The sequence below is a fragment of the Streptomyces sp. NBC_00440 genome (assembly GCF_036014215.1).
Taxonomy (GTDB): Bacteria; Actinomycetota; Actinomycetes; order Streptomycetales; family Streptomycetaceae; genus Streptomyces.
Genome location: NZ_CP107921.1, coordinates 7,142,457 through 7,160,772, shown reverse-complemented (window position 1 = coordinate 7,160,772; position 18,316 = coordinate 7,142,457). Strand labels below are relative to the sequence as shown.

Here is an 18,316-nt window from a genome sequence, read left to right as displayed (position 1 = left end):
CTCTCAGCTCCCCTTCGCGGGGACGATCTGGAGATAGACCGCCGTGAGGACCATGTTCACGAAGAACAGCAGCATGAAGGTGATGACGACGGACTGGTTGACCGCGTCGCCGACGCCCTTGGGGCCGCCCCTGGGGTTCAGACCTCGGTAGGCGGCGACGATCCCCGCGAGGAACCCGAAGATCAGCGCTTTGACCTCGCTGATGTAGAGGTCGGGCAGCTGGGCGAGCGCGGAGAAACTGGAGAGGTAGGCGCCCGGTGTGCCGTGCTGAAGGATCACGTTGAAGAAGTAGCCGCCGAGTGTGCCGACGACCGAGACCAGTCCGTTCAGCAGGACCGCCACGAACATGGTGGCGAGCACCCGGGGGACGACGAGGCGCTGGACGGGTGAGACGCCCATGACCTCCATCGCGTCCAGCTCCTCGCGGATCTTCCGGGAGCCGAGGTCGGCGCAGATCGCCGAGCCGCCGGCGCCCGCGATGAGCAGCGCGACGATCAGCGGGCTGGCCTGCTGGATGACGGCGAGCACGCTCGCTCCGCCGGTGAAGGACTGGGCGCCGAGCTGCTGGGTGAGCGAGCCGACCTGGAGGGCGATGACCGCGCCGAAGGGGATCGAGACCAGGGCGGCGGGCAGGATGGTGACGCTCGCGATGAACCAGAACTGCTCGATGAACTCCCTCACCTGGAAGGGTCTTCGGAAGACGGCCCGGGTCACGGTGGCTCCGAGGGCGAAGAGCTTCCCGGTCTCGCGCAGCGGGGCGAGCACCCGCAGCGGCGGGCGGGGCTGCCGGTAGTCGGCGGCCTTGCCCCCGCCGCCGTCCGCGGACGGCTCGGACGGTCGGACCGGTACCTGTGCGGTCATGGCCGGCCACCGCCGGAGGCCGGGGCCGCGTAACTCCTGAGGATGGCGGTGCGCGCCGCTTCGGGCAGCTCCGCCATCATGCCCAGCACGCGTTCCCTGCGGCGCAGCACCGCCTGGCGCTCGGGCAGCCCTTCGGACGGTTCGAGCTGCGGGACGATGGGCCGCGGCGCCTGCGGGCGGGAGCCGGCCGCGCTGCGCTGCTCGGCCGCGAGGGTCGCCGCGTCCTTCTCCTCGGACATCCCGATCGGCCCTTCGCGCCGGCCGCTCAGGAACTGCGCGACCACCGGCTCCTCGCTGGTGAGGAGCAGTTCGCGGGGCCCGAACGTGACCAGGTTGCGCAGGAAGAGCATCCCCATGTTGTCGGGCACGGTGGCCGCGATGTCGAGATTGTGGGTGACGATCAGCATCGTCGCGTCGAACTGCGCGTTCAGATCGATGAGGAGCTGGGAGATGTACGACGTACGGACCGGGTCGAGTCCGGAGTCCGGTTCGTCGATGAGGATGATCTGGGGGTCGAGTACGAGGGCGCGCGCGAGACCGGCGCGCTTGCGCATTCCGCCGGATATCTCCCCCGGCAGCTTCTCCTCCGCGCCCAGGAGGCCGACCATGTCCATCCGCTCCATGACGATGCGGCGGATCTCGGACTCCTTCTTCCTGGTGTGCTCCCGGAGCGGAAAGGCCACGTTGTCGAAGAGGGTCATCGATCCGAAGAGTGCACCGTCCTGGAACATCAGGCCGAAGAGCTTGCGGGTCTCGTAGATGTCGCGCTCGGGGCTGTTCACCATGTCGACGCCGTTGATGAGCACGCTGCCCCGCTCGGGTTTCAGCAGCCCGATCAGAGACTTCAGGAACACGGTCTTTCCGGTGCCGGAAGGGCCGAGCATCACACTGACTTCACCGGCCGGGAGCGTGAGTGTCACGTCCTGCCAGATTCTCTGCTTGCCGAAAGACTTCGTGAGCCCTTCAACAACTACTTCGATTCCCATCTCACCTCCTGCATGCACTCACGAAGTGACAGAAGTGCGCCGAGAGGCGCACGTTAAGTTCACCGGCGCCGCCGGGACAAGCCCTTGAACAGGTAACTCCCCAAGAAATTGAGCTACTTGTCATGAGGTGACAAGCCCGTGCGGAAACCTTGTTGAAAAGTGCTCACTCACAGCATGGACGCAGGTGAGGGACTTACGCCCCGGCCTCAACCGGCCGAGAGGTTCGCGGAGAGCGACGTTACGGCCGGGTAACCTGGGGCCGCAATAGCCAGCCCCGCAAGTTTTGTCCCGGCATCTCGCCGCCGCCCTCCCCTTTGCGGTAACTGAGCAGCTCAGCAAGGAAATTCATCCAGAAGTGATAAATTCCGCGAGCAGGATTGTGCAGCGGTGTTTCCCGCCAGTAACCTCACGGCTCGGTGAATTCACACCTGTTCCGGCACGCCGCAGACCCATCAGGTCCGAGTACGGCACCGCCTTCCGGCCGGCTGCCGAAAAAGGGGAAGACATGAGATCCGTTTCCACCCGGTCGCGTCTGGGGCTGCTCGCCGGCTCCACCGCCCTCGCCGCATTCGTGTCCGTGGGCACGGCCACCGCGGCCAGTGGGCCCGTGAACCTCAACGGCAGCTGGGCGCCGTTCTCCCGGTGCCCCGTGGACGCTCCGGCGATGCTGGCCGCCGACGGGCAGAGCGACACCGCGCTCTGCGTCTCCTCGCACTCGGCGAACGGCTCCATCAAGCTCGGCAACTCCGTCGTGCCCACCGGGGCGAGCGATCTGCAGCTCGGCGTGATCACCCACCCCGACGGATCGTCGACGCTGGTCTCCCCCGCGGGCGGCGCCCTGGTGGCCGACCCGGCACAGCTCCCGGGCGGCCTGCTGGGCCTGATGTGCCCGAGCAACGTCCCGGTGGTCAGCGGCATCTGCCACCAGATCACCGACAACAGCCTCAACCGGGTCACCGCCACCATCGAATCGGTGAACAACCCGAGCGACTTCACCCTGCTGGCCGGGGCCACCACGGGGAAGCCGATCGTGACGCTGCCGGTGCGGATCCATCTGCAGAACCCGTTCCTCGGCGACAAGTGCTACATCGGCACCTCGTCGGACCCCATCCTGCTGCGCCCGCAGAACGTCACCGCCCCGACCCCCGGCACCGAGGCGTTCGACGCCGACGGCACCGCCGACCCGAACGGCGCCCTGGGCCGGATCAACCTCATCGGCGCGAACCAGGGCGACTCGGCCTACGCGGTCCCCGGCGCCAGCGGTTGCGGGCTGGACCTGCTGAACTGGGCGGTGAACCTGAAGACGGCGCTGCCGTCCGCATCGGGCAAGAACAGCGTGACCCTGAACAGCGCTTCGACCTATGTCGCCACCCTCAACGACCCGGCGAGCGTCGCCCCCGGCGAGGGCAAGGCACTCTCGGACGCCTGGCACTCGGCCGTACGACCCTGACGGGTCTCGCCACACCTGCCCCGATGGGGCCGCCCCGGCTGCGGGGGCGGCCCCATCGGCCTGCCGGGCCCGGTGATGCGGCCCGGCACAGCGCCCGGTGCCGACAACCAGCCATTCATGGCGAGCGGCCGGCACGACGGAGCGTCACCTCACGGCTTGGAGGTCCCGGAGCCCGGCAGCTCGGGCATATCGGGCGGGCAGAGATTGTTGGGCGAGTCAGGAATGCAGGTCGTCCCCTGATTCATCTCAATACTGTTCCCGGGCCCCGAGAGTGATGCGGTGAAAAGCGGATCCAGGTCCTCACCGTTCGCACCGCACCCGGAGAACTTGGGAATGTCTATCGTGCCGTCGAGCGTGCCGCCGTAGAAGACATTCGTGTATTTGGCACCGCCGTTGAGAACCACCTTGTACGGTGTCGCGGTTCTGCACGCACTGCCGACATCCAGTGGAGTCCCGTTCACCTTCACGTCGTACAGCCGCAGGGACTGTTTGAACGAGATCACCGAGAACACACTCGTGCCGACATTCCCGGTCGATATGGTGACCGGCCCTGTCTCGAAATGCACCTTCGCCGTGACCGGCTGGAAGCCGAACGTCAGGAACGTCGATTCGGCGTCGGGGAGCCGCAGGTCCGCGAGTGAGTCGAGCCGCAGATAGAGGCCACCCGGCTGGACGCTCGACCGCACCGAGGAGTGGACGACCGCCAGCACGCTGATCGTCACCGGCTTGCGCTTCGGGTCATTGATGATCATCGCGCCGTTGAGCTTGCTGACGTTGGCCACCCCGAGGGCGTACGCGCAGCCCGGACTCCCGGGCAGGTCGTACTCCCCGGGTGTGGCACCCGGCGGCGCCACGGGCGCGTCGCTGATGTCGACCTTTCCCTTCGGTATCACGGTCGGGCACTTGCCCACCGGGGCGGGGTCGGACCGGGGCTGCACCGTGACACCGCCGTCCGCGTCCTTCCGTCCCTTCCCGCCGGCCGGCGTGCTGGCTCCCGGGCTGCCCGGCGAGGTGGAGGGACCGGTGCTCCCGGCCCCCGGTACCGGAACGGTCCCCAGCCGCAGGTCCTGGCCGGCGGCCGGCTCACAGACCAGCGGGACCGGCTCCGGGGCGCCCTGCTGCCCGGTGCCGGGCGTCGCGGTCAGCAGCCCGAGCTTCAACTCACCTGCGGCCAGGGTGACATCACCCGTGCCGCCGACCGTGACGGTGGGCACCGGGCCCGAGTGGACGAGCCGCACATCGCCCTCCGCCGGAACAGGCGTACTGGGCGCGGCGAGATCCGACCACATCGCCGTGGCCGACTGGTCGTTCTGGCTCACCTTGACGGCGAGTGAGGCGGTGCTCAGCACCGCGTCGGTGTCCTTCGGCAGCAGCGCCGCGAGATCCCCGCGGGCCAGCCCGACCGTGACCTTCACCGGCCCCGGCTGCACGGGTTTGCCGGCCTCGGCGGATGCCGGCAGGTTCATCGCCACCTCGACGGTGGCACGGCCGGAGCCGGAAGGGAGACCGCAGTCGTACGAGAGGGTGGCCGGGGTGCCGCCCTCACCGGCGGCCGAGCCGTTGCCGGCCAGCAGTCCGGCGACGAGCGCGGCCGCCGCGGCGGAGGCCAGCCGTACCGGCCGCCTGCCGCCCTTCGCAGGTGTCCTGGGATTCATGCCGGCCCTGTCCCTCCGCCTCATACGGTCTTGTCGCTGTACGGGTCTGGTCGCTGTACGGTCCGGTCGCTGCTCTGCCGCGCGGTCCTGCCGGCCGCCGGGCCGCAAACGTGAAATCCGGGCCGGAGGCAGTCCTGCCGCCTCCGGCCCGTAGCGCTGTGCCCACCCGCGTTACGGTGTGCTGATCACCGGCAGGGTGCTCACCGCGTACGAGGCGTTGAAGCTCGCCACGTCACCGTTGTTGATGAGTCCGAGGCAGCTCGCGCCGGACGCCACCAGGCCGTTGCCCGTGCCGTCGATCACCAGGGCGTGGGCCGTGTTGTCGTAGTGGCCGTTGACCGTTCCGGTGAAGTCGGCCGCGCAGCCGACGCCCGAGATGTGCGCCGAGATCGCGCTGACGGTGCCGTTGACCCAGGTCGGGTGGGTGGAGTTCATGCTGACCGCGTTGATCTTCCACGGGGTGGCCTTCATCGTGACGTTGAAGGTGATGCCGGCCACGTTGCAGCTGGTGAACTTGATGGTGCCGATGGTGCCGATCCCGGCGCCGTCGGGGCTCGTCGCCTGGAGCGAGCCCGCGGTCACGTCGGACGACGCACAGTTCAGAGTCGCCGCGGGCACCGCCAGTGAGGGGTTGACGGCGTGCGCGGTGTAGGCGCCGGAGTGGGTGACCGTCCACGAGGACGTGGCGGTGGCCGATGCCGATGTCGCGGCCAGCCCGACGGCCGCACCGATGGCGGCGGTCACGACTGCGGCTCTTGCGGCAAACTTGTGCATGGTGTGATTTCCCTTCGTGGCGTCTTGATCAGATTCCCGGAGTTCCGTCCCCGAAGAACGGAACCCCCACGAGGTTCACTTGGCCGGAAGGCGGTTTCGTCCCGGGCGACCGTTTGTCCCGACCGTGCGGCGATGACGCTACGATTGAGTAACCTGAGTCCGCAATGGCCTGTACGAAGAAATCCGGGGGCGGGTTCTCCGTGGTGGATTTCCTGTTGTCCGGCGAGTAAGCGCCGAGGTCCGCACTAGCTGAAAGTGAGTAATTCCGCGTGGCCCGCCGTGTGACCGGGTGACAGTTGCCCGTTCCTGGCCCGGCCGGCTCCCGGCGTCACAGCACTCGTTCCGGCCGGCGCCTTTTTCTTGTCAGCAGATGACAAAGGAACGCGCCGAAACCGGAGAGGAATTGACCGGCCGGCCCGTCCGGCGACCGGAACCCACGCCATGGATTGGCTGGATACGCTCCCCCGCTCACCTCCGGCCCTGTCGTGGTTGTGTCCACCGGCCCCCGGCTTCGGCTATGTTCGGCAGCCCAAATTGGTACGCACCTGAAGGTCTCCGGGAGCGCTCTCCCGTCGGCCACCCCCACCGGGCGCCGGAGAGCAAGGGGTCGAGGAATGCCGGGAGTTGCACAACCCTCGGACATCGGAGAACCACTGGGACCGCTCCCCCAGGAGTTCGCGGCCGTCATGCGGCCCGAACTCCCCAGCCTGATCAAGGAGATCGGGCTTGAGGTCACCCGCGCCTACCCCGAGTACGCACGGCTGCTCGAAGGCCCCTACGCCCAGGGCATCCGGATCGGCGTGGAGCAGAACATCTCCGTCTTCGTCGACCAGGTCGCCGAGCCCACCGCGTCGTCCGCGCTGCGGGACGAGATGTGCCGGAGATTCGGCCGGTTCGAGGCGTACGAGGGCAGGAGCCTGGACCAGCTCCAGGGCGCGTACCGGCTCGGCGCCCGGATCGCGCTGCGGCGGGCGAAGCGGGTGGGGCGGCGCTACAACCTCTCCCCCACCCTGATGCTCACCTTCGCCGACGCGCTGTTCACCTATGTCGACGAACTCGAAGCGCTGTCCCGCGAGGGCTATCTGGAGGTCAGGACGGCCGGAGGGGACCAGCTGGACAACCAGCGGCGCCGCCTGCTGCATCTGATTCTCGCGGGCTCGCCGGTACCCCGCGCCGCCATCGCCGAACTCGCGGAGCAGACCTGCTGGACACTGCCCGAACAGGTCACCCTGGTCGCCCTGCGACCGCCCGCGGGTATCCCTTCCGCCCTTCTGGACAACGATGTCCTCGCCGATCTGGCGGAGCCGCAGCCCCATCTGCTGATCCCCGGGCCGTTCGACGAGCGAAGACAGCACATGCTCGACGTCGCACTCCCCGGAGCGCACCGCACCATCGGCATCGACGTCCCCCTCGCGAACGCCGCGGACTCGCTCCGCTGGGCACGCCGGGTGCTCGACCTCGTCGACACCGGCATCATCGGGGACGCCCCGACGATCCGCTGCGAGGACCACCTGGTGACCCTCTGGCTGCTCTCCGACCGGGCGCTCCTCGAACAACTGGCAGGGCGGGAACTGGCCCCCGTCTCCCACCTCACCGCGAACCGCAAGGACCGTCTCCTGGAGACGCTGCACGCCTGGCTCGCGACCCGCGGCACCGCCGCCCAGCTGGGTGAGGTCCTGGATGTGCACGCACAGACCGTCCGCTACCGGATGCGCACCCTGGAGAGCATCTTCGGACAGCAACTGTCCGATCCGGAGCGGCGGTTCGCCCTTGAGATCGTCCTGCGCGCGATGCGGCTCGAATCGAGCGGCAGCTGATCCCGGCGAGGGCCCTCCGGATCCGGGCTCTTCCGGGCGCCGGCCCGGCGGCCGGACCGCCACCTTGCCCGTACGCCCGCCGCGCCATAACGTGACCTCCCGGCAAATTTACTCGGTAGTAGGGAAGCGCTCGTGGCGGACAACATCAGCGAGAGACTGGCGGAGCTGGATTTCGCTTCCGTCACTCCGCGAGAGTTCGCGAAGATCATCAAGGGGCTCTCCCCCAGGCAACTCGGCGAAATCGCCCGCGGTGACCTGCGACGGCAGGTACTCGCGGAGGTATTCGGGCGCGTGGAGCGGCAGTTCCGCCCGGACAGCGCCGGTTCGCTCGCCGCCGTGATCCGCTGGAAGATCACGGGCGAGAGCGACGTGGTGTACGAGACCACGATCGCCGACGGCGTGTGCACCGTCACCGAGGGCCGCTCGGAGGCCGATCCGCGTCTCACACTCACCATGGGCGACGCCGATTTCCTCAAGCTGGTGTCCGGCAACGCGAGCCCGGTGACCCTCTTCATGCTGCGCAAGGTCAAGATCGCGGGAGACCTGGGCCTGGCCTCGGGGCTCACCCGGTACTTCGACATTCCCAAGGCCTGAGAGCCATGCACTGAAACACGGGTACCGCCGAAACACGGGTACCGCCGAACGGCCGAACCTCACGGCGCGGCGATCGCCGGTCCGGCCTCCTGCGTATGCGCCGTTCGCGCGCCGGTGTGAGGGTGCCACTGTGACGACCGCCAGCAGTCCGGCCCCTGCCGCACCCCCGGTACTCGACGTCCGGCAGCGGAACATCGTGTTCGGCACGATCATGCTGGGTGTGCTGCTGGCCGCTCTCGACCAGACGATCGTCGGTACCGCGCTGCCGACGATCGTCTCGGACCTGGGCGGGGCGTCGCACATGTCCTGGGTGGTCACCGCGTATCTGCTCGCCGAGACGGTGGCGACCGTCCTGGTCGGCAAGTTCGGTGACCTCTTCGGCCGCAAGCTGGTCTTCCAGGTGTCGGCGGTCATCTTCATCACGGGCTCGTTCCTGTGCGGCCTGGCGACGGACATGTCCCTGCTGATCGCCTGGCGTGCGGTCCAGGGCATCGGCGCGGGCGGGCTGATGGTCACGGCGATGGCCCTGATCGCGGATGTCATCCCGCTGCGCGAACGCGGCAAGTACCAGGGCGCGATCGGTGCCGTCTTCGGGGTGTCCACGGTGATCGGCCCGCTGCTCGGCGGTGTGTTCACGGACCATCTGACCTGGCGCTGGGCGTTCTACGTCAACGTCCCGATCGCCGTCCTGGTGGTGATCGCGGCCGCCCGCAACATCCCGTCCGTCAGATCCGCCGGCCGGCCGGTCATCGACTACCTGGGCATCTCGCTGGTCACGGTCGGGGCGAGCGCGCTCATCCTGGCCACCAGCTGGGGCGGCAACCAGTACGCCTGGGGCTCCGGCGCCATCATCGGGCTGTTCGTGCTCGGCCTGGCCGCGCTCGCGCTGTTCTGCGTCGTCGAGACACGTGCGGCGGAACCGATGCTGCCGATGCGGCTGTTCTCGAACCCGGTGTTCGCGGTCTGCTCGATCCTCAGCTTCATCGTCGGCTTCGCGATGCTCGGGGCGATGACCTTCCTGCCGACCTATCTGCAGTACGTCGACGGTGACTCGGCGACGATCTCCGGAGTGCGGACGCTGCCGATGGTCATCGGGCTGCTCATCGCCTCCGTGTTCAGCGGGAACGTCGTCAGCAAGACGGGCAACTACCGGATCTTCCCCATCGTCGGAGCACTGGTGATGGCGGCGGGGCTGTTCCTGATGTCCCGGATGGGCCCGCACTCGGGGGTGTGGCGCGAGTCGCTGTACATGTTCGTGCTCGGCCTCGGCATCGGGCTCTGTATGCAGGTGCTGACCATCGCCGTGCAGAACACCGTCGACTACGCCGATCTGGGCACCGCGACGTCCGGGGTGACGTTCTTCCGTACGCTCGGCAGCGCCTTCGGTACCGCGGTGTTCGGCACCATCTACGCCAACACCCTCAAGCCGAAGCTCAGTACGGCCATCGGCCAGGCAGCAGCGGTGTCCGGTACCGGGCCGGTGCGGATCGCCCGCGCCGCCCAGGACCCGAAGTCGCTGCACAGGCTGCCCGGCCCCACGGCGGCCCCGATCATCGAGGCGTACGCGCACACCATCCACACCGTCTTCCTGTGGACGGTGCCGGTCGCGCTCATCGGGTTCGTCGTGGCGCTGTTCCTGAAGCAGGTGAAGCTCCGCGACTCCGCCCGCGCCGGGTCGACCGACATGGGTGAGGGCTTCGCCGCCCCCGCGTCCGGGGACTCGGCCACGATGCTGGAGTTCTCCGTCGCGAAGATCCTGCACAGCCAGGGCCCGGACTCCGCCCGCCGGATCGTCGCGGAGTCCGACACCCGGCTCGACGTGGCGGGAGCCTGGGCCGTGATGCAGGTCGAGCTGCTCACCCGGCTGGTCGGGCACGCGAGCATCGGGGTGACCGCCGCCCGGTACCGGATCCCGCCGGAGGTGCTGGTGCCGGTCTTCGACCGGATGGTCGACGAGGGCTACCTCACCCGGGACGGCAACCTCTTCTCGCACACCGAGGCCGGCCGCCGGGAGGCCGGGACGATCACTGCGGCCTGGGCGCACTGGCTGAACACCCGGCTGGAGGCGGACACCGGCAGGCCGCGCAGCGCCGAGCTGCGGGCGGCGGCGGACGCCATCGCCAAGCGGCTGCTCGCCGAGGACCTGGCCACCGGTCTGCCGCACGCCCGCGGGACGGCCCCGGCCGCGCGCTGACCCGGGCCCGGCGCAGCCCCGCCCGGGGAACATCGCAGGCCAGGGGGGCTCAGGATCCGGACGCCGGGCGTTCTTTCATAATGGTGTTCGGGGCCTTCGCGGCGAAGGCCCCGGACGACCACGACAGTCCGGCCCGCCGACCGGATCAGCAGCGCCCATTCCTGGAGGAAGAGCCCCATGAGCGAGGAGCACCCGGAACGGCGCCCGGCCGGCGAGCTGGAGGCGAGCGTGCTGGCCGTGCTGTGGGCTGCCGGGGATCCGCTGACCCCCGCCGATGTGCAGCGCACCCTCGGCAGCGGGCTCGCCAGGACCACCGTGACGACGATCCTGAGCCGGCTGCACGACAAGGGGTGGGTCACCAGGTCCCGCGAGGGCCGCGGCTTCGCCTACACCCCGACCGAGGACTCCCCCGGGCTCACCGCCCGCCGGATGCACTCCGAGCTGGAGAAGGAGCAGGACCGCTCCACGGTGCTCGCCCGTTTCGTCTCCCGGCTGAGCTCCGACGACGAGCGGCTGCTGCGCGAGCTGCTGGAGAGCGAGGGCAAGTGATCTACGCGGTGTGGGTACCCCTGCTGATGCCGCTGCTCGTGGCGCCCGCCGCCCGGTGGCTCGCCGAGCTGCTGGCGCCGCGGCAGGCCGTCCGGCTGCTGACGGCGGCGGCGCTCACGCTCGGCTGCTGCTCGGCCACGGCGCTGGGGCTGCTCGTCGTGGCGGGTCTGCTGCGGCTCCCGCCCGTAGCCGCCCTCGGCCGGCTGATCCACCCGGTGGGCGGTGACGGGCCGGACACCACCGTCGTCGCGGCCGTTGCGGCCGGTGGCGCGCTCGCCGTCGGCGCCACCGCGCTGGTACGGACCGTGCTGCGGCAGCGCGCCGAGCTGCGCGCGGCCCGGCGGCAGGTCGGGGCCGGCGGCGAACTGGCCGTGGTCCGGGACACCGCCCCCGACGCGTACGCGCTGCCCGGCCGCCCCGGCCGGATCGTCGTCACCACCGGGATGCTGCAGGCCCTGGCACCGGCCGAGCGCGAGGCGCTGTTCGCCCATGAGCGCGCGCACCTCACCGGGCGCCACCACCTCTTCATCGCGGCGGCGGAGCTGGCCGCGCTCTGCCACCCGGCGCTGCGCGGGCTGCGGGCACCGCTCGGTTACGCCCTGGAGCGCTGCGCCGACGAGTCGGCGGCCGGGGCGGTCGGCGACCGGTCCCTCGCGGCCCGTGCCATCGGCCGCGCCGCGCTGGCCGGCCACCGGGTGCCCGCCGCCGCGCGCCCCAGCGTCGTACTCGCCGCCACGGCCGGCCCTGTCCCGCGCCGGGTCGCGGCGCTCCTGGGCCACCGTCCGGCCGGCACCCCGGACCGCGGGTGGCACGGACGGGCCGCCCGTGCCCTCGCCGGGGCGTTGCTGGTGTGCCTCTCGCTGTCGGCGGGCGGAGCGCTCGACGCCGCGACGGATCTGCACGGCGGCATCGAGGCGGCCCAGGCCGCTTCCGGCCACCACTGACTGCGTCCGGACACCACTGACGCGTAGCGCGGCGGCGGCACCGGGCGGGCCCCGGCGGAATGCCCCGCTCAACACCCCTGCTGCGCCGCCCGACCGGCGATTAGCATCTCGAAGATGTTGACGAACTGGGCGGGGAACATCGCCTTCACGGCACAGCGCATCGACCGGCCCACCACCCTCGACGAGCTCCGTGCGCTCGTCGCCGCCTCCGCCCGGGTGCGCGTCCTGGGCAGCGGCCACTCGTTCAACACCATCGCGGACACCGACGGCACGCTGGTCTCGGTGGCCGGACTGCCCCCGGAGATCGAGGTGGACCGGGCCGCGTCCACGGTCCGGGTCTCGGCCGGCGTACGGTACGCCGAGCTGGCCAGGGAGGTGCACGCGCACGGGCTGGCCCTGCCCAACATGGCCTCCCTCCCGCACATCTCCGTGGCGGGCTCGGTGGCCACCGGCACCCATGGGTCCGGGACCGCGCTCGGCGGGCTGGCCACCGCGGTCAGGGAACTCGAACTGGTCACCGCCGACGGCGAGCTGCGGACGACCGGCCGCGACCGGGACGGCGAGCGCTTCGCCGGGTCCGTGGTCTCGCTGGGCGCGCTCGGCGCCGTCACCTCGCTCACCCTGGATCTGGTGCCGGGTTTCGAACTGGCGCAGCGGGTCCGCACCGGGCTGCCCCTGTCGGTCCTGGACGAGCACTTCGACGCGGTGACATCGGCGGCGTACAGCGTCAGTCTCTTCACCGACTGGAGCGGTCCGCACTTCGGGCAGGTGTGGCTCAAGTACGTGGCCGGCCGCGAGCCCGAGTTCCCCTGGGCCCCCGAGGCGCCGGGTCCGCTGCACCCCGTACCGGGTGTACCGCCCGTGCACTGCACCCAGCAGCAGGGGGTGCCGGGGCCGTGGCACGAGCGGCTGCCGCACTTCCGGGCCGGGTTCACACCGAGTTCGGGCGAGGAGATCCAGTCGGAGTATCTGGTGGACCGGCGCCACGGGCTCGCCGCGCTGCACGCCGTCGACGCGGTCCGGGACGTGGTCGCACCGCTGCTGCAGGTCTGCGAGGTGCGGACGGTGGCCGCCGACGACCTGTGGCTGAGTCCGGCCTACGGTCACGACACGGTCGGGCTGCACTTCACCTGGGTCAGGGACACCGTGGCCGTACTGCCGGTGCTCCGCCTGCTCGAAGAGCGTCTTGAACCGTTCGCCGCGCGTCCACACTGGGGGAAGCTGTCCACCGTGCCGGCCGGGCGGCTTCCCGCGCTCTATCCGAAGCTGGCCGACTTCCGGGCCCTGGCCAGGGAGTACGACCCGCGGGGCAAGTTCACCAACGCCTTCCTGGCGCCGCTGCTCGATGATGCCCGGGCATCGAACACAAGCCTGTCGTAAGGGCGTTGTCGCGCGCATCCGGCCCGGGAGACCCAGAGCGAGGAGAGCAGCACCGATGAGCACCCCGTACTACGAAGACGTGTCCCCCGGCACCGGCGCCCTTCCGGCGCGTGCCAGGTATCCGGCATCCGATGCCATGACCCTGTCGCTGAACGGAAGGTGGCGCTTCCGGCTCTCGCCGACCGCGGACGCGGCCGACGACTCGTTCGCCGCGCGGGGGTACGACGCCGCGAGCTGGGACGAGGTGGCGGTCCCCGGCCACTGGGTCCTCCAGGGACATGGTGCGCCGATCTACACCAACCATCTCTACCCCTTTCCGGTCGACCCGCCGCGCGTACCGACCGGCAACCCGACCGCCGACCATCTGCACACGTTCGACCTGCCGTCCCAGTGGCCGTCGGCCGGAGACGCCGTGCTGCGGTTCGACGGGGTGGAGTCGTGCGCCCGGGTCTGGCTGAACGGCGAGGAGCTGGGCGAGTTCAAGGGCAGCAGGCTGCCCCACGAGTTCGCGGTGGGCGCACTGCTGCGACCGGGCGGCAATGTGCTCGCGGTCCGCGTCCACCAGTGGTCGTCCGGGTCGTATCTGGAGGACCAGGACCAGTGGTGGCTGCCGGGCATCTTCCGCGATGTCACGCTGCTGCACCGCCCGGAGGGGGCCGCGGGTGACTTCTTCGTGCACGCCGGCTACGACCATGTGACCGGCCGGGGCACCCTGCGGGTGGACAGCACGGTTCCGGGCCGGGTGACCGTGCCGGAGCTCGGGGTCGAGCTGGCGGCCGGTGACGAGGTGTCGGTGCCGGTCGAGCCGTGGACGGCGGAGACCCCGAGGCTGTACGAAGGTGAACTGGCCACCGCGGGTGAGCGGGTGGCGCTGCGCATCGGTTTCCGTACGGTCCGGGTCGAGGACGGCGTCATCAAGGTCAACGGGCGGCGGATCCTCTTCCGCGGGGTGAACCGCCACGAGTTCCACCCGGACACCGGCAGGACGCTGGACCTGGAGACCATGCGGGCCGATGTGGTGCTGATGAAACAGCACAACATCAACGCGGTGCGCACCAGCCACTACCCTCCCCACCCGGACTTCCTCGGACTCTGCGACGAGCTGGGGCTCTGGGTCGTCGACGAGTGCGACCTGGAGACCCACGGCTTCACCGAGCAGGACTGGCGGGGCAATCCGGTCGACGACGAGCGCTGGACCCCCGCCCTGCTGGACCGGGCGGCCCGCATGGTGGAGCGCGACAAGAACCACCCCTCGGTCGTCATCTGGTCGCTGGGCAACGAGTGCGGGACCGGACGCGGGCTGACCGCGATGGCCGGCTGGATCCGGGACCGCGACCCGGACCGGCCCCTCCACTACGAGGGCGACCGGTCCTGCGCGGACACCGACATGTACTCGCGGATGTACGCCTCGCACGCCGAGGTGGCGGCCATCGGCCGCGGCGAGGACGGCGGACCCGCGGAGCGGCGCCAACTCCCCTTCATCCTCTGCGAGTACGGGCACGCCATGGGCAACGGCCCCGGTGGCCTCACCGAGTACCAGCAGCTCTTCGACGCGTACGAGCGCAACCAGGGCGGCTTCGTCTGGGAGTGGATCGACCACGGCCTGACCCACCCCGCACTCGGCTACGCGTACGGCGGTGACTTCGGCGAGGAGTTGCACGACTCCAACTTCGTCTGCGACGGGCTGCTCTTCCCGGACCGCACCCCGTCCCCCGCTCTCGCCGAGTACAAGAAGGTCATCGAGCCGGTCGGTATCGAAGGCGACGGAGCGGCGGGGACGGTCCGTATCGTCAACCGCTACGACTTCACCGGTCTGTCGCACCTGGTCTTCGAGTGGTCGTACGAGGTGGCGGGCGGGACCGTGAGCGCGGGCGTCCTCGACATACCGGAGCTGGCACCCGGCAAGCGGGCCGAGGTACCGCTCCCCGCCCCGCCGGACACGGACCGGGACGCCGAGAGCTGGTGGACGGTGCGGGCGCTGCTCGCCGACGGCAGCCGCCACGAGGTCGCCTGGGCGCAGTTGCCCGCCGCGCCCGGCCGGCGGGCGGCCGTGGCGGTGCCGGAGAGCAGCGGCCCGCGCCGCGCCGGGGAGCTGATCACGCTCGGCCCGGCCGCCTTCGACGCGCGCACCGGGGAGTTGCGCACGGTCGGGCGCACCGCTCTGCGGGAGCTGCGGCTGGACGTCTGGCGGGCGCCGACGGACAACGACAACGGTACGGACCCGGTGACCGGCGCCCGTTACGGGCAACTCTGGCGCGAGCTGGGGCTGCACCGGATGCAGCACCGCCTGGACGCCGTCGAGCTGTCCGGCACCGCGCTGACGGTACGGACCAGGGTGGCGCCCGCGGCGCGGGACGCCGGACTGCTGACCGTGTACCGGTGGACCAGTGACGGGACCCGGCTGCGGCTCACGGTGTCCGTCACGCCCGACGGCGCGTGGAATGTGCCCCTCCCACGGCTCGGGATCCGCTTCGTGCTGCCGGCCGGCGCCGAATCTGCCGTCTGGTGCGGCGGCGGCCCGGGAGAGGCGTATCCGGACACCCGGGCGGCGTCGAGGCTCGGCCGGTGGGAGTCGTCGGTCGACGGCCTCCAGACGCCGTACGTCCGTCCGCAGGAGAACGGCGCCAGGGCCGACGTCCGGTGGGCCGCGATCGGGGGCGTACGGGTGGCGGGCGACCCGGAGTTCGGCTTCACGGCACGCCGCTGGACGAGCGAGCAGCTCGACGCGGCGGAGCACCGCGCGGACCTGCGCCCGGCCGGCCGGCAGGTCTGGGTGAACCTCGACCACGCCCAGCACGGCATCGGCTCGCAGTCCTGTGGTCCCGGCGTCCTCCCGCAGCACCAACTCCATGCGGAGCCAGCCGAGTTCAGCTTCATCTTCACGGAGGACACAGAGTCGGCCATCGTCACCGGCGAGACCGGTGAGCCCGTGTCCTGAACCGGTACGCACACCGGGCCGGGCCGGGTCGGGCCGCGCACCCCGGCGCCCGGCCCGGTGTGCGGTCAGCCCGTGGGCAGTCCGGCCGAGGCCGCGACGAGGGCGTCGAGGAGCGGCCGGAACAGCGGATGCTCCTCGGCGCCGCGCCGTACGGCGGCGAACACCCGGCGGGTGGCGGCCGGGCCCTCCACCGGGCGGACCACCGTGTCCTTCAGCTCCATTCCGCGCAGCGCCGAGCGGGGCACCAGCGCGACCCCGGCGCCCGCGCCGGCCAGCGCGACGACCGCCCTGAAGTCGTCCGACGAGTGCACCAGGCGGGGCTGGAACCCGGCGCGCTCGCAGGCGAGGAGCACCACGTCGTGGCAGGGGTTGCCCGGATAGGGGCCGATCCACTCGCTGTCGGCCAGCTCCGCGAGGGTGACGTGCGGGCCCTGGCCGAGGGGGTCGCCCGCGGGCAGTACGGCGTCGAAGGGCTCGGCGTACAGCGGCACCCGGGCGAGCCTGCGGTCGTCCTCGCGGGGCGCGCCGCGGTACTCGACGGCCAGCGCCAGATCGGCCTCGCCGTCCAGGACGAGGGTGAGGCTCTCGTCCCCCTCGGAGTCCCTGGCCCTGACCCGGATGCCGGGGCTGCGCTCGGCGAGGGTGCGGATGGCCGGGGCCAGCACCTCGGCGATCCCGGTCGCGAAGGCGGCGACCGTGACCTCGCCGGAGACTCCGCCCGCGTACGAGGCCAGCTCGGCTTCGGCCCGCTCCAGCTGGGCGAGTACGGCGTGGGCGTGGGTGAGCAGGATCTCACCGGCGGCCGTCAGCCGTACCCCCCGGCCGCTGCGGGTCAGCAGCGCGTGCCCGGTCTCCTGCTCCAGCGCGGCGAGCTGCTGGGAGACGGCCGAGGGGGTCAGATAGAGCGCTGCGGCCGCGGCGGTCACCGTACGGTGGTCCGCCACGGCCCGCAGAATACGCAGGCGGCGGGGGTCGATCACCCTGCCATTGTCGCCCGTGCGTCGATGAACGCCGCCACGGCACGTTCCACGTCGGCGGTGGAGTGCGCGGCCGAGAGCTGGACCCGGATGCGGGCCTTGCCCATCGGGACCACCGGGTACGAGAAGCCGATCACGTAGACCCCGCGTTCGAGGAGCAGCTCGGCCATCCGGCCCGCCTCGGCCGCGTCGCCGATCATCACGGGGGCGATGGCGTGGTCGCCGGGCAGGATCTCGAAGCCCGCGTCGGTCATCTTCGTACGGAACAGCCGGGTGTTGGCGTCGAGGCGCTCACGCAGCTCACCCGCCGACTCGATCAGGTCCAGGACCTTCAGCGACGCGGCGGCGATCACCGGGGCCAGCGAGTTCGAGAAGAGGTACGGGCGCGAACGCTGGCGCAGCAGGGCGACGATCTCGGCGCGGGCCGCGACATAGCCGCCGGAGGCTCCGCCGAGCGCCTTGCCGAGGGTGCCGGTGATGATGTCGACCCGGTCCATCACCCCGTGCAGCTCCGGGGTGCCGCGGCCGCCCGCGCCGACGAAGCCGACGGCGTGCGAGTCGTCCACCATGACCATCGCGTCGTAGCGGTCGGCCAGATCGCAGATCTCGGCGAGCGGGGCGACGTACCCGTCCATCGAGAACACACCGTCGGTCACGATGAGCCGGCGGCGGGCCCCGCCGTCGGCCGCTGCCTTGAGCTGCTGCTCCAGGTCGGCGAGGTCGCGGTTGACGTAGCGGAAGCGGCGGGCCTTGGAGAGGCGGATGCCGTCGATGATGGACGCGTGGTTGAGGGCGTCGGAGATCACCGCGTCCTCGGGGCCGAGCAGCGTCTCGAAGACTCCGCCGTTGGCGTCGAAGCAGGAGGAGTAGAGGATCGTGTCCTCCTGGCCCAGGAAGGCCGACAGTCGCTGCTCCAGCTCCTTGTGGACGTCCTGGGTGCCGCAGATGAAGCGTACGGACGCCATGCCGTAGCCCCAGCGGTCCAGCGCGTCCTTGGCGGCGGCGACCACGTCGGGGTGGTCGGCGAGACCGAGGTAGTTGTTGGCGCAGAAGTTCAGCACCTCGCCGGACGCGACGCCGACGGCGGCGCTCTGCGGGGTGGAGATGACACGCTCGGGCTTGAAGAGACCGGCTTCGGTGATCTCGTCGAGGGTGGCGCGCAGACCGTCGCGGACGGACTCGTACATCAGGGTGCTC

14 protein-coding genes are annotated in these 18,316 nt (G+C 70.9%); 8 read left to right on the top strand and 6 right to left on the bottom strand.

The genetic code is table 11. The annotated features are described in order from the left end of the window. Positions 1-3 precede the first annotated feature (3 nt). Together OHB13_RS31915 and OHB13_RS31910 are read right to left on the bottom strand one after the other, a co-directional pair. Positions 4-861, bottom strand: coding sequence for an MlaE family ABC transporter permease (locus OHB13_RS31915; protein WP_266851227.1), 858 nt, complete (start codon positions 859-861; stop codon positions 4-6). Continuing rightward, positions 858-1,847, bottom strand: coding sequence for an ABC transporter ATP-binding protein (locus OHB13_RS31910; protein WP_266851228.1), 990 nt, complete (start codon positions 1,845-1,847; stop codon positions 858-860). Before OHB13_RS31910 ends, OHB13_RS31915 begins: the two co-directional genes overlap by 4 nt. Positions 1,848-2,352: 505 nt before the next feature. Between OHB13_RS31910 and OHB13_RS31905 the strand changes: the two genes are divergently transcribed. Further along, the gene (locus OHB13_RS31905; RefSeq protein ID WP_328379389.1) at positions 2,353-3,297 is read left to right on the top strand and encodes a hypothetical protein; all 945 of its coding nucleotides are present in this window, start codon (positions 2,353-2,355) and stop codon (positions 3,295-3,297) included. Positions 3,298-3,446: 149 nt separating this feature from the next. Here OHB13_RS31905 and OHB13_RS31900 read toward each other — a convergent pair whose 3' ends face one another. Continuing rightward, positions 3,447-4,952 carry a DUF6801 domain-containing protein gene (locus tag OHB13_RS31900; RefSeq protein ID WP_328379388.1) on the bottom strand — a complete coding sequence of 502 codons (1,506 nt, stop codon included), beginning with the start codon at positions 4,950-4,952 and terminating at the stop codon, positions 3,447-3,449. Positions 4,953-5,123: 171 nt separating this feature from the next. After that, positions 5,124-5,696, bottom strand: a complete 573-nt coding sequence (locus OHB13_RS31895; protein WP_328379387.1) for a hypothetical protein — start codon at positions 5,694-5,696, stop codon at positions 5,124-5,126. A gap of 644 nt (positions 5,697-6,340) precedes the next feature. Here OHB13_RS31895 and OHB13_RS31890 point away from each other — a divergent pair. The 7 genes from OHB13_RS31890 to OHB13_RS31860 all read left to right on the top strand — a co-directional run bounded on the left by OHB13_RS31890 (position 6,341) and on the right by OHB13_RS31860 (position 16,142). Beyond that, positions 6,341-7,543, top strand: a complete 1,203-nt coding sequence (locus OHB13_RS31890; protein WP_328379386.1) for a helix-turn-helix domain-containing protein — start codon at positions 6,341-6,343, stop codon at positions 7,541-7,543. 132 nt (positions 7,544-7,675) lie between these two features. Next, positions 7,676-8,137, top strand: a complete 462-nt coding sequence (locus OHB13_RS31885; RefSeq protein ID WP_328379385.1) for an SCP2 sterol-binding domain-containing protein — start codon at positions 7,676-7,678, stop codon at positions 8,135-8,137. Positions 8,138-8,267: 130 nt separating this feature from the next. Next, positions 8,268-10,331: an MDR family MFS transporter gene (locus tag OHB13_RS31880; RefSeq protein WP_328379384.1), complete on the top strand. Its 2,064-nt coding sequence runs from the start codon at positions 8,268-8,270 to the stop codon at positions 10,329-10,331. Positions 10,332-10,508: 177 nt separating this feature from the next. Then, entirely contained in the window at positions 10,509-10,880 is a 372-nt protein-coding gene (locus tag OHB13_RS31875) for a BlaI/MecI/CopY family transcriptional regulator (RefSeq protein WP_266851235.1), read from the top strand. Beyond that, the gene (locus OHB13_RS31870) at positions 10,877-11,824 is read left to right on the top strand and encodes a M56 family metallopeptidase (RefSeq protein ID WP_328379383.1); all 948 of its coding nucleotides are present in this window, start codon (positions 10,877-10,879) and stop codon (positions 11,822-11,824) included. Before OHB13_RS31875 ends, OHB13_RS31870 begins: the two co-directional genes overlap by 4 nt. 105 nt (positions 11,825-11,929) lie before the next feature. Continuing rightward, complete coding sequence (locus OHB13_RS31865) at positions 11,930-13,204, top strand: FAD-binding protein (protein WP_328380438.1); 1,275 nt, start codon at positions 11,930-11,932, stop codon at positions 13,202-13,204. 55 nt (positions 13,205-13,259) lie between these two features. Then, positions 13,260-16,142, top strand: coding sequence for a glycoside hydrolase family 2 TIM barrel-domain containing protein (locus OHB13_RS31860; protein ID WP_328379382.1), 2,883 nt, complete (start codon positions 13,260-13,262; stop codon positions 16,140-16,142). A 65-nt stretch (positions 16,143-16,207) separates the two neighbouring features. On the opposite strand, the gene OHB13_RS31855 is transcribed toward OHB13_RS31860, so the two are convergent. Next, entirely contained in the window at positions 16,208-17,122 is a 915-nt protein-coding gene (locus OHB13_RS31855) for a LysR family transcriptional regulator (RefSeq protein ID WP_266851238.1), read from the bottom strand. Beyond that, positions 17,119-18,306, bottom strand: a complete 1,188-nt coding sequence (locus OHB13_RS31850) for a glycine C-acetyltransferase (RefSeq protein ID WP_266851240.1) — start codon at positions 18,304-18,306, stop codon at positions 17,119-17,121. Before OHB13_RS31850 ends, OHB13_RS31855 begins: the two co-directional genes overlap by 4 nt. Positions 18,307-18,316 lie beyond the last annotated feature (10 nt).

What these genes read in the sequence shown, in the direction of transcription:
- OHB13_RS31890 (WP_328379386.1), top strand. Translation starts at nt 6,341, where the DNA reads ATGCCGGGAGTTGCACAACCCTCGGACATCGGAGAACCACTGGGACCG.
- OHB13_RS31860 (WP_328379382.1), top strand. Translation starts at nt 13,260, where the DNA reads ATGAGCACCCCGTACTACGAAGACGTGTCCCCCGGCACCGGCGCCCTT.
- OHB13_RS31915 (WP_266851227.1), bottom strand. Translation starts at nt 861, where the DNA reads ATGACCGCACAGGTACCGGTCCGACCGTCCGAGCCGTCCGCGGACGGC.
- OHB13_RS31900 (WP_328379388.1), bottom strand. Translation starts at nt 4,952, where the DNA reads ATGAATCCCAGGACACCTGCGAAGGGCGGCAGGCGGCCGGTACGGCTG.
- OHB13_RS31875 (WP_266851235.1), top strand. Translation starts at nt 10,509, where the DNA reads ATGAGCGAGGAGCACCCGGAACGGCGCCCGGCCGGCGAGCTGGAGGCG.
- OHB13_RS31905 (WP_328379389.1), top strand. Translation starts at nt 2,353, where the DNA reads ATGAGATCCGTTTCCACCCGGTCGCGTCTGGGGCTGCTCGCCGGCTCC.
- OHB13_RS31910 (WP_266851228.1), bottom strand. Translation starts at nt 1,847, where the DNA reads ATGGGAATCGAAGTAGTTGTTGAAGGGCTCACGAAGTCTTTCGGCAAG.
- OHB13_RS31850 (WP_266851240.1), bottom strand. Translation starts at nt 18,306, where the DNA reads ATGTACGAGTCCGTCCGCGACGGTCTGCGCGCCACCCTCGACGAGATC.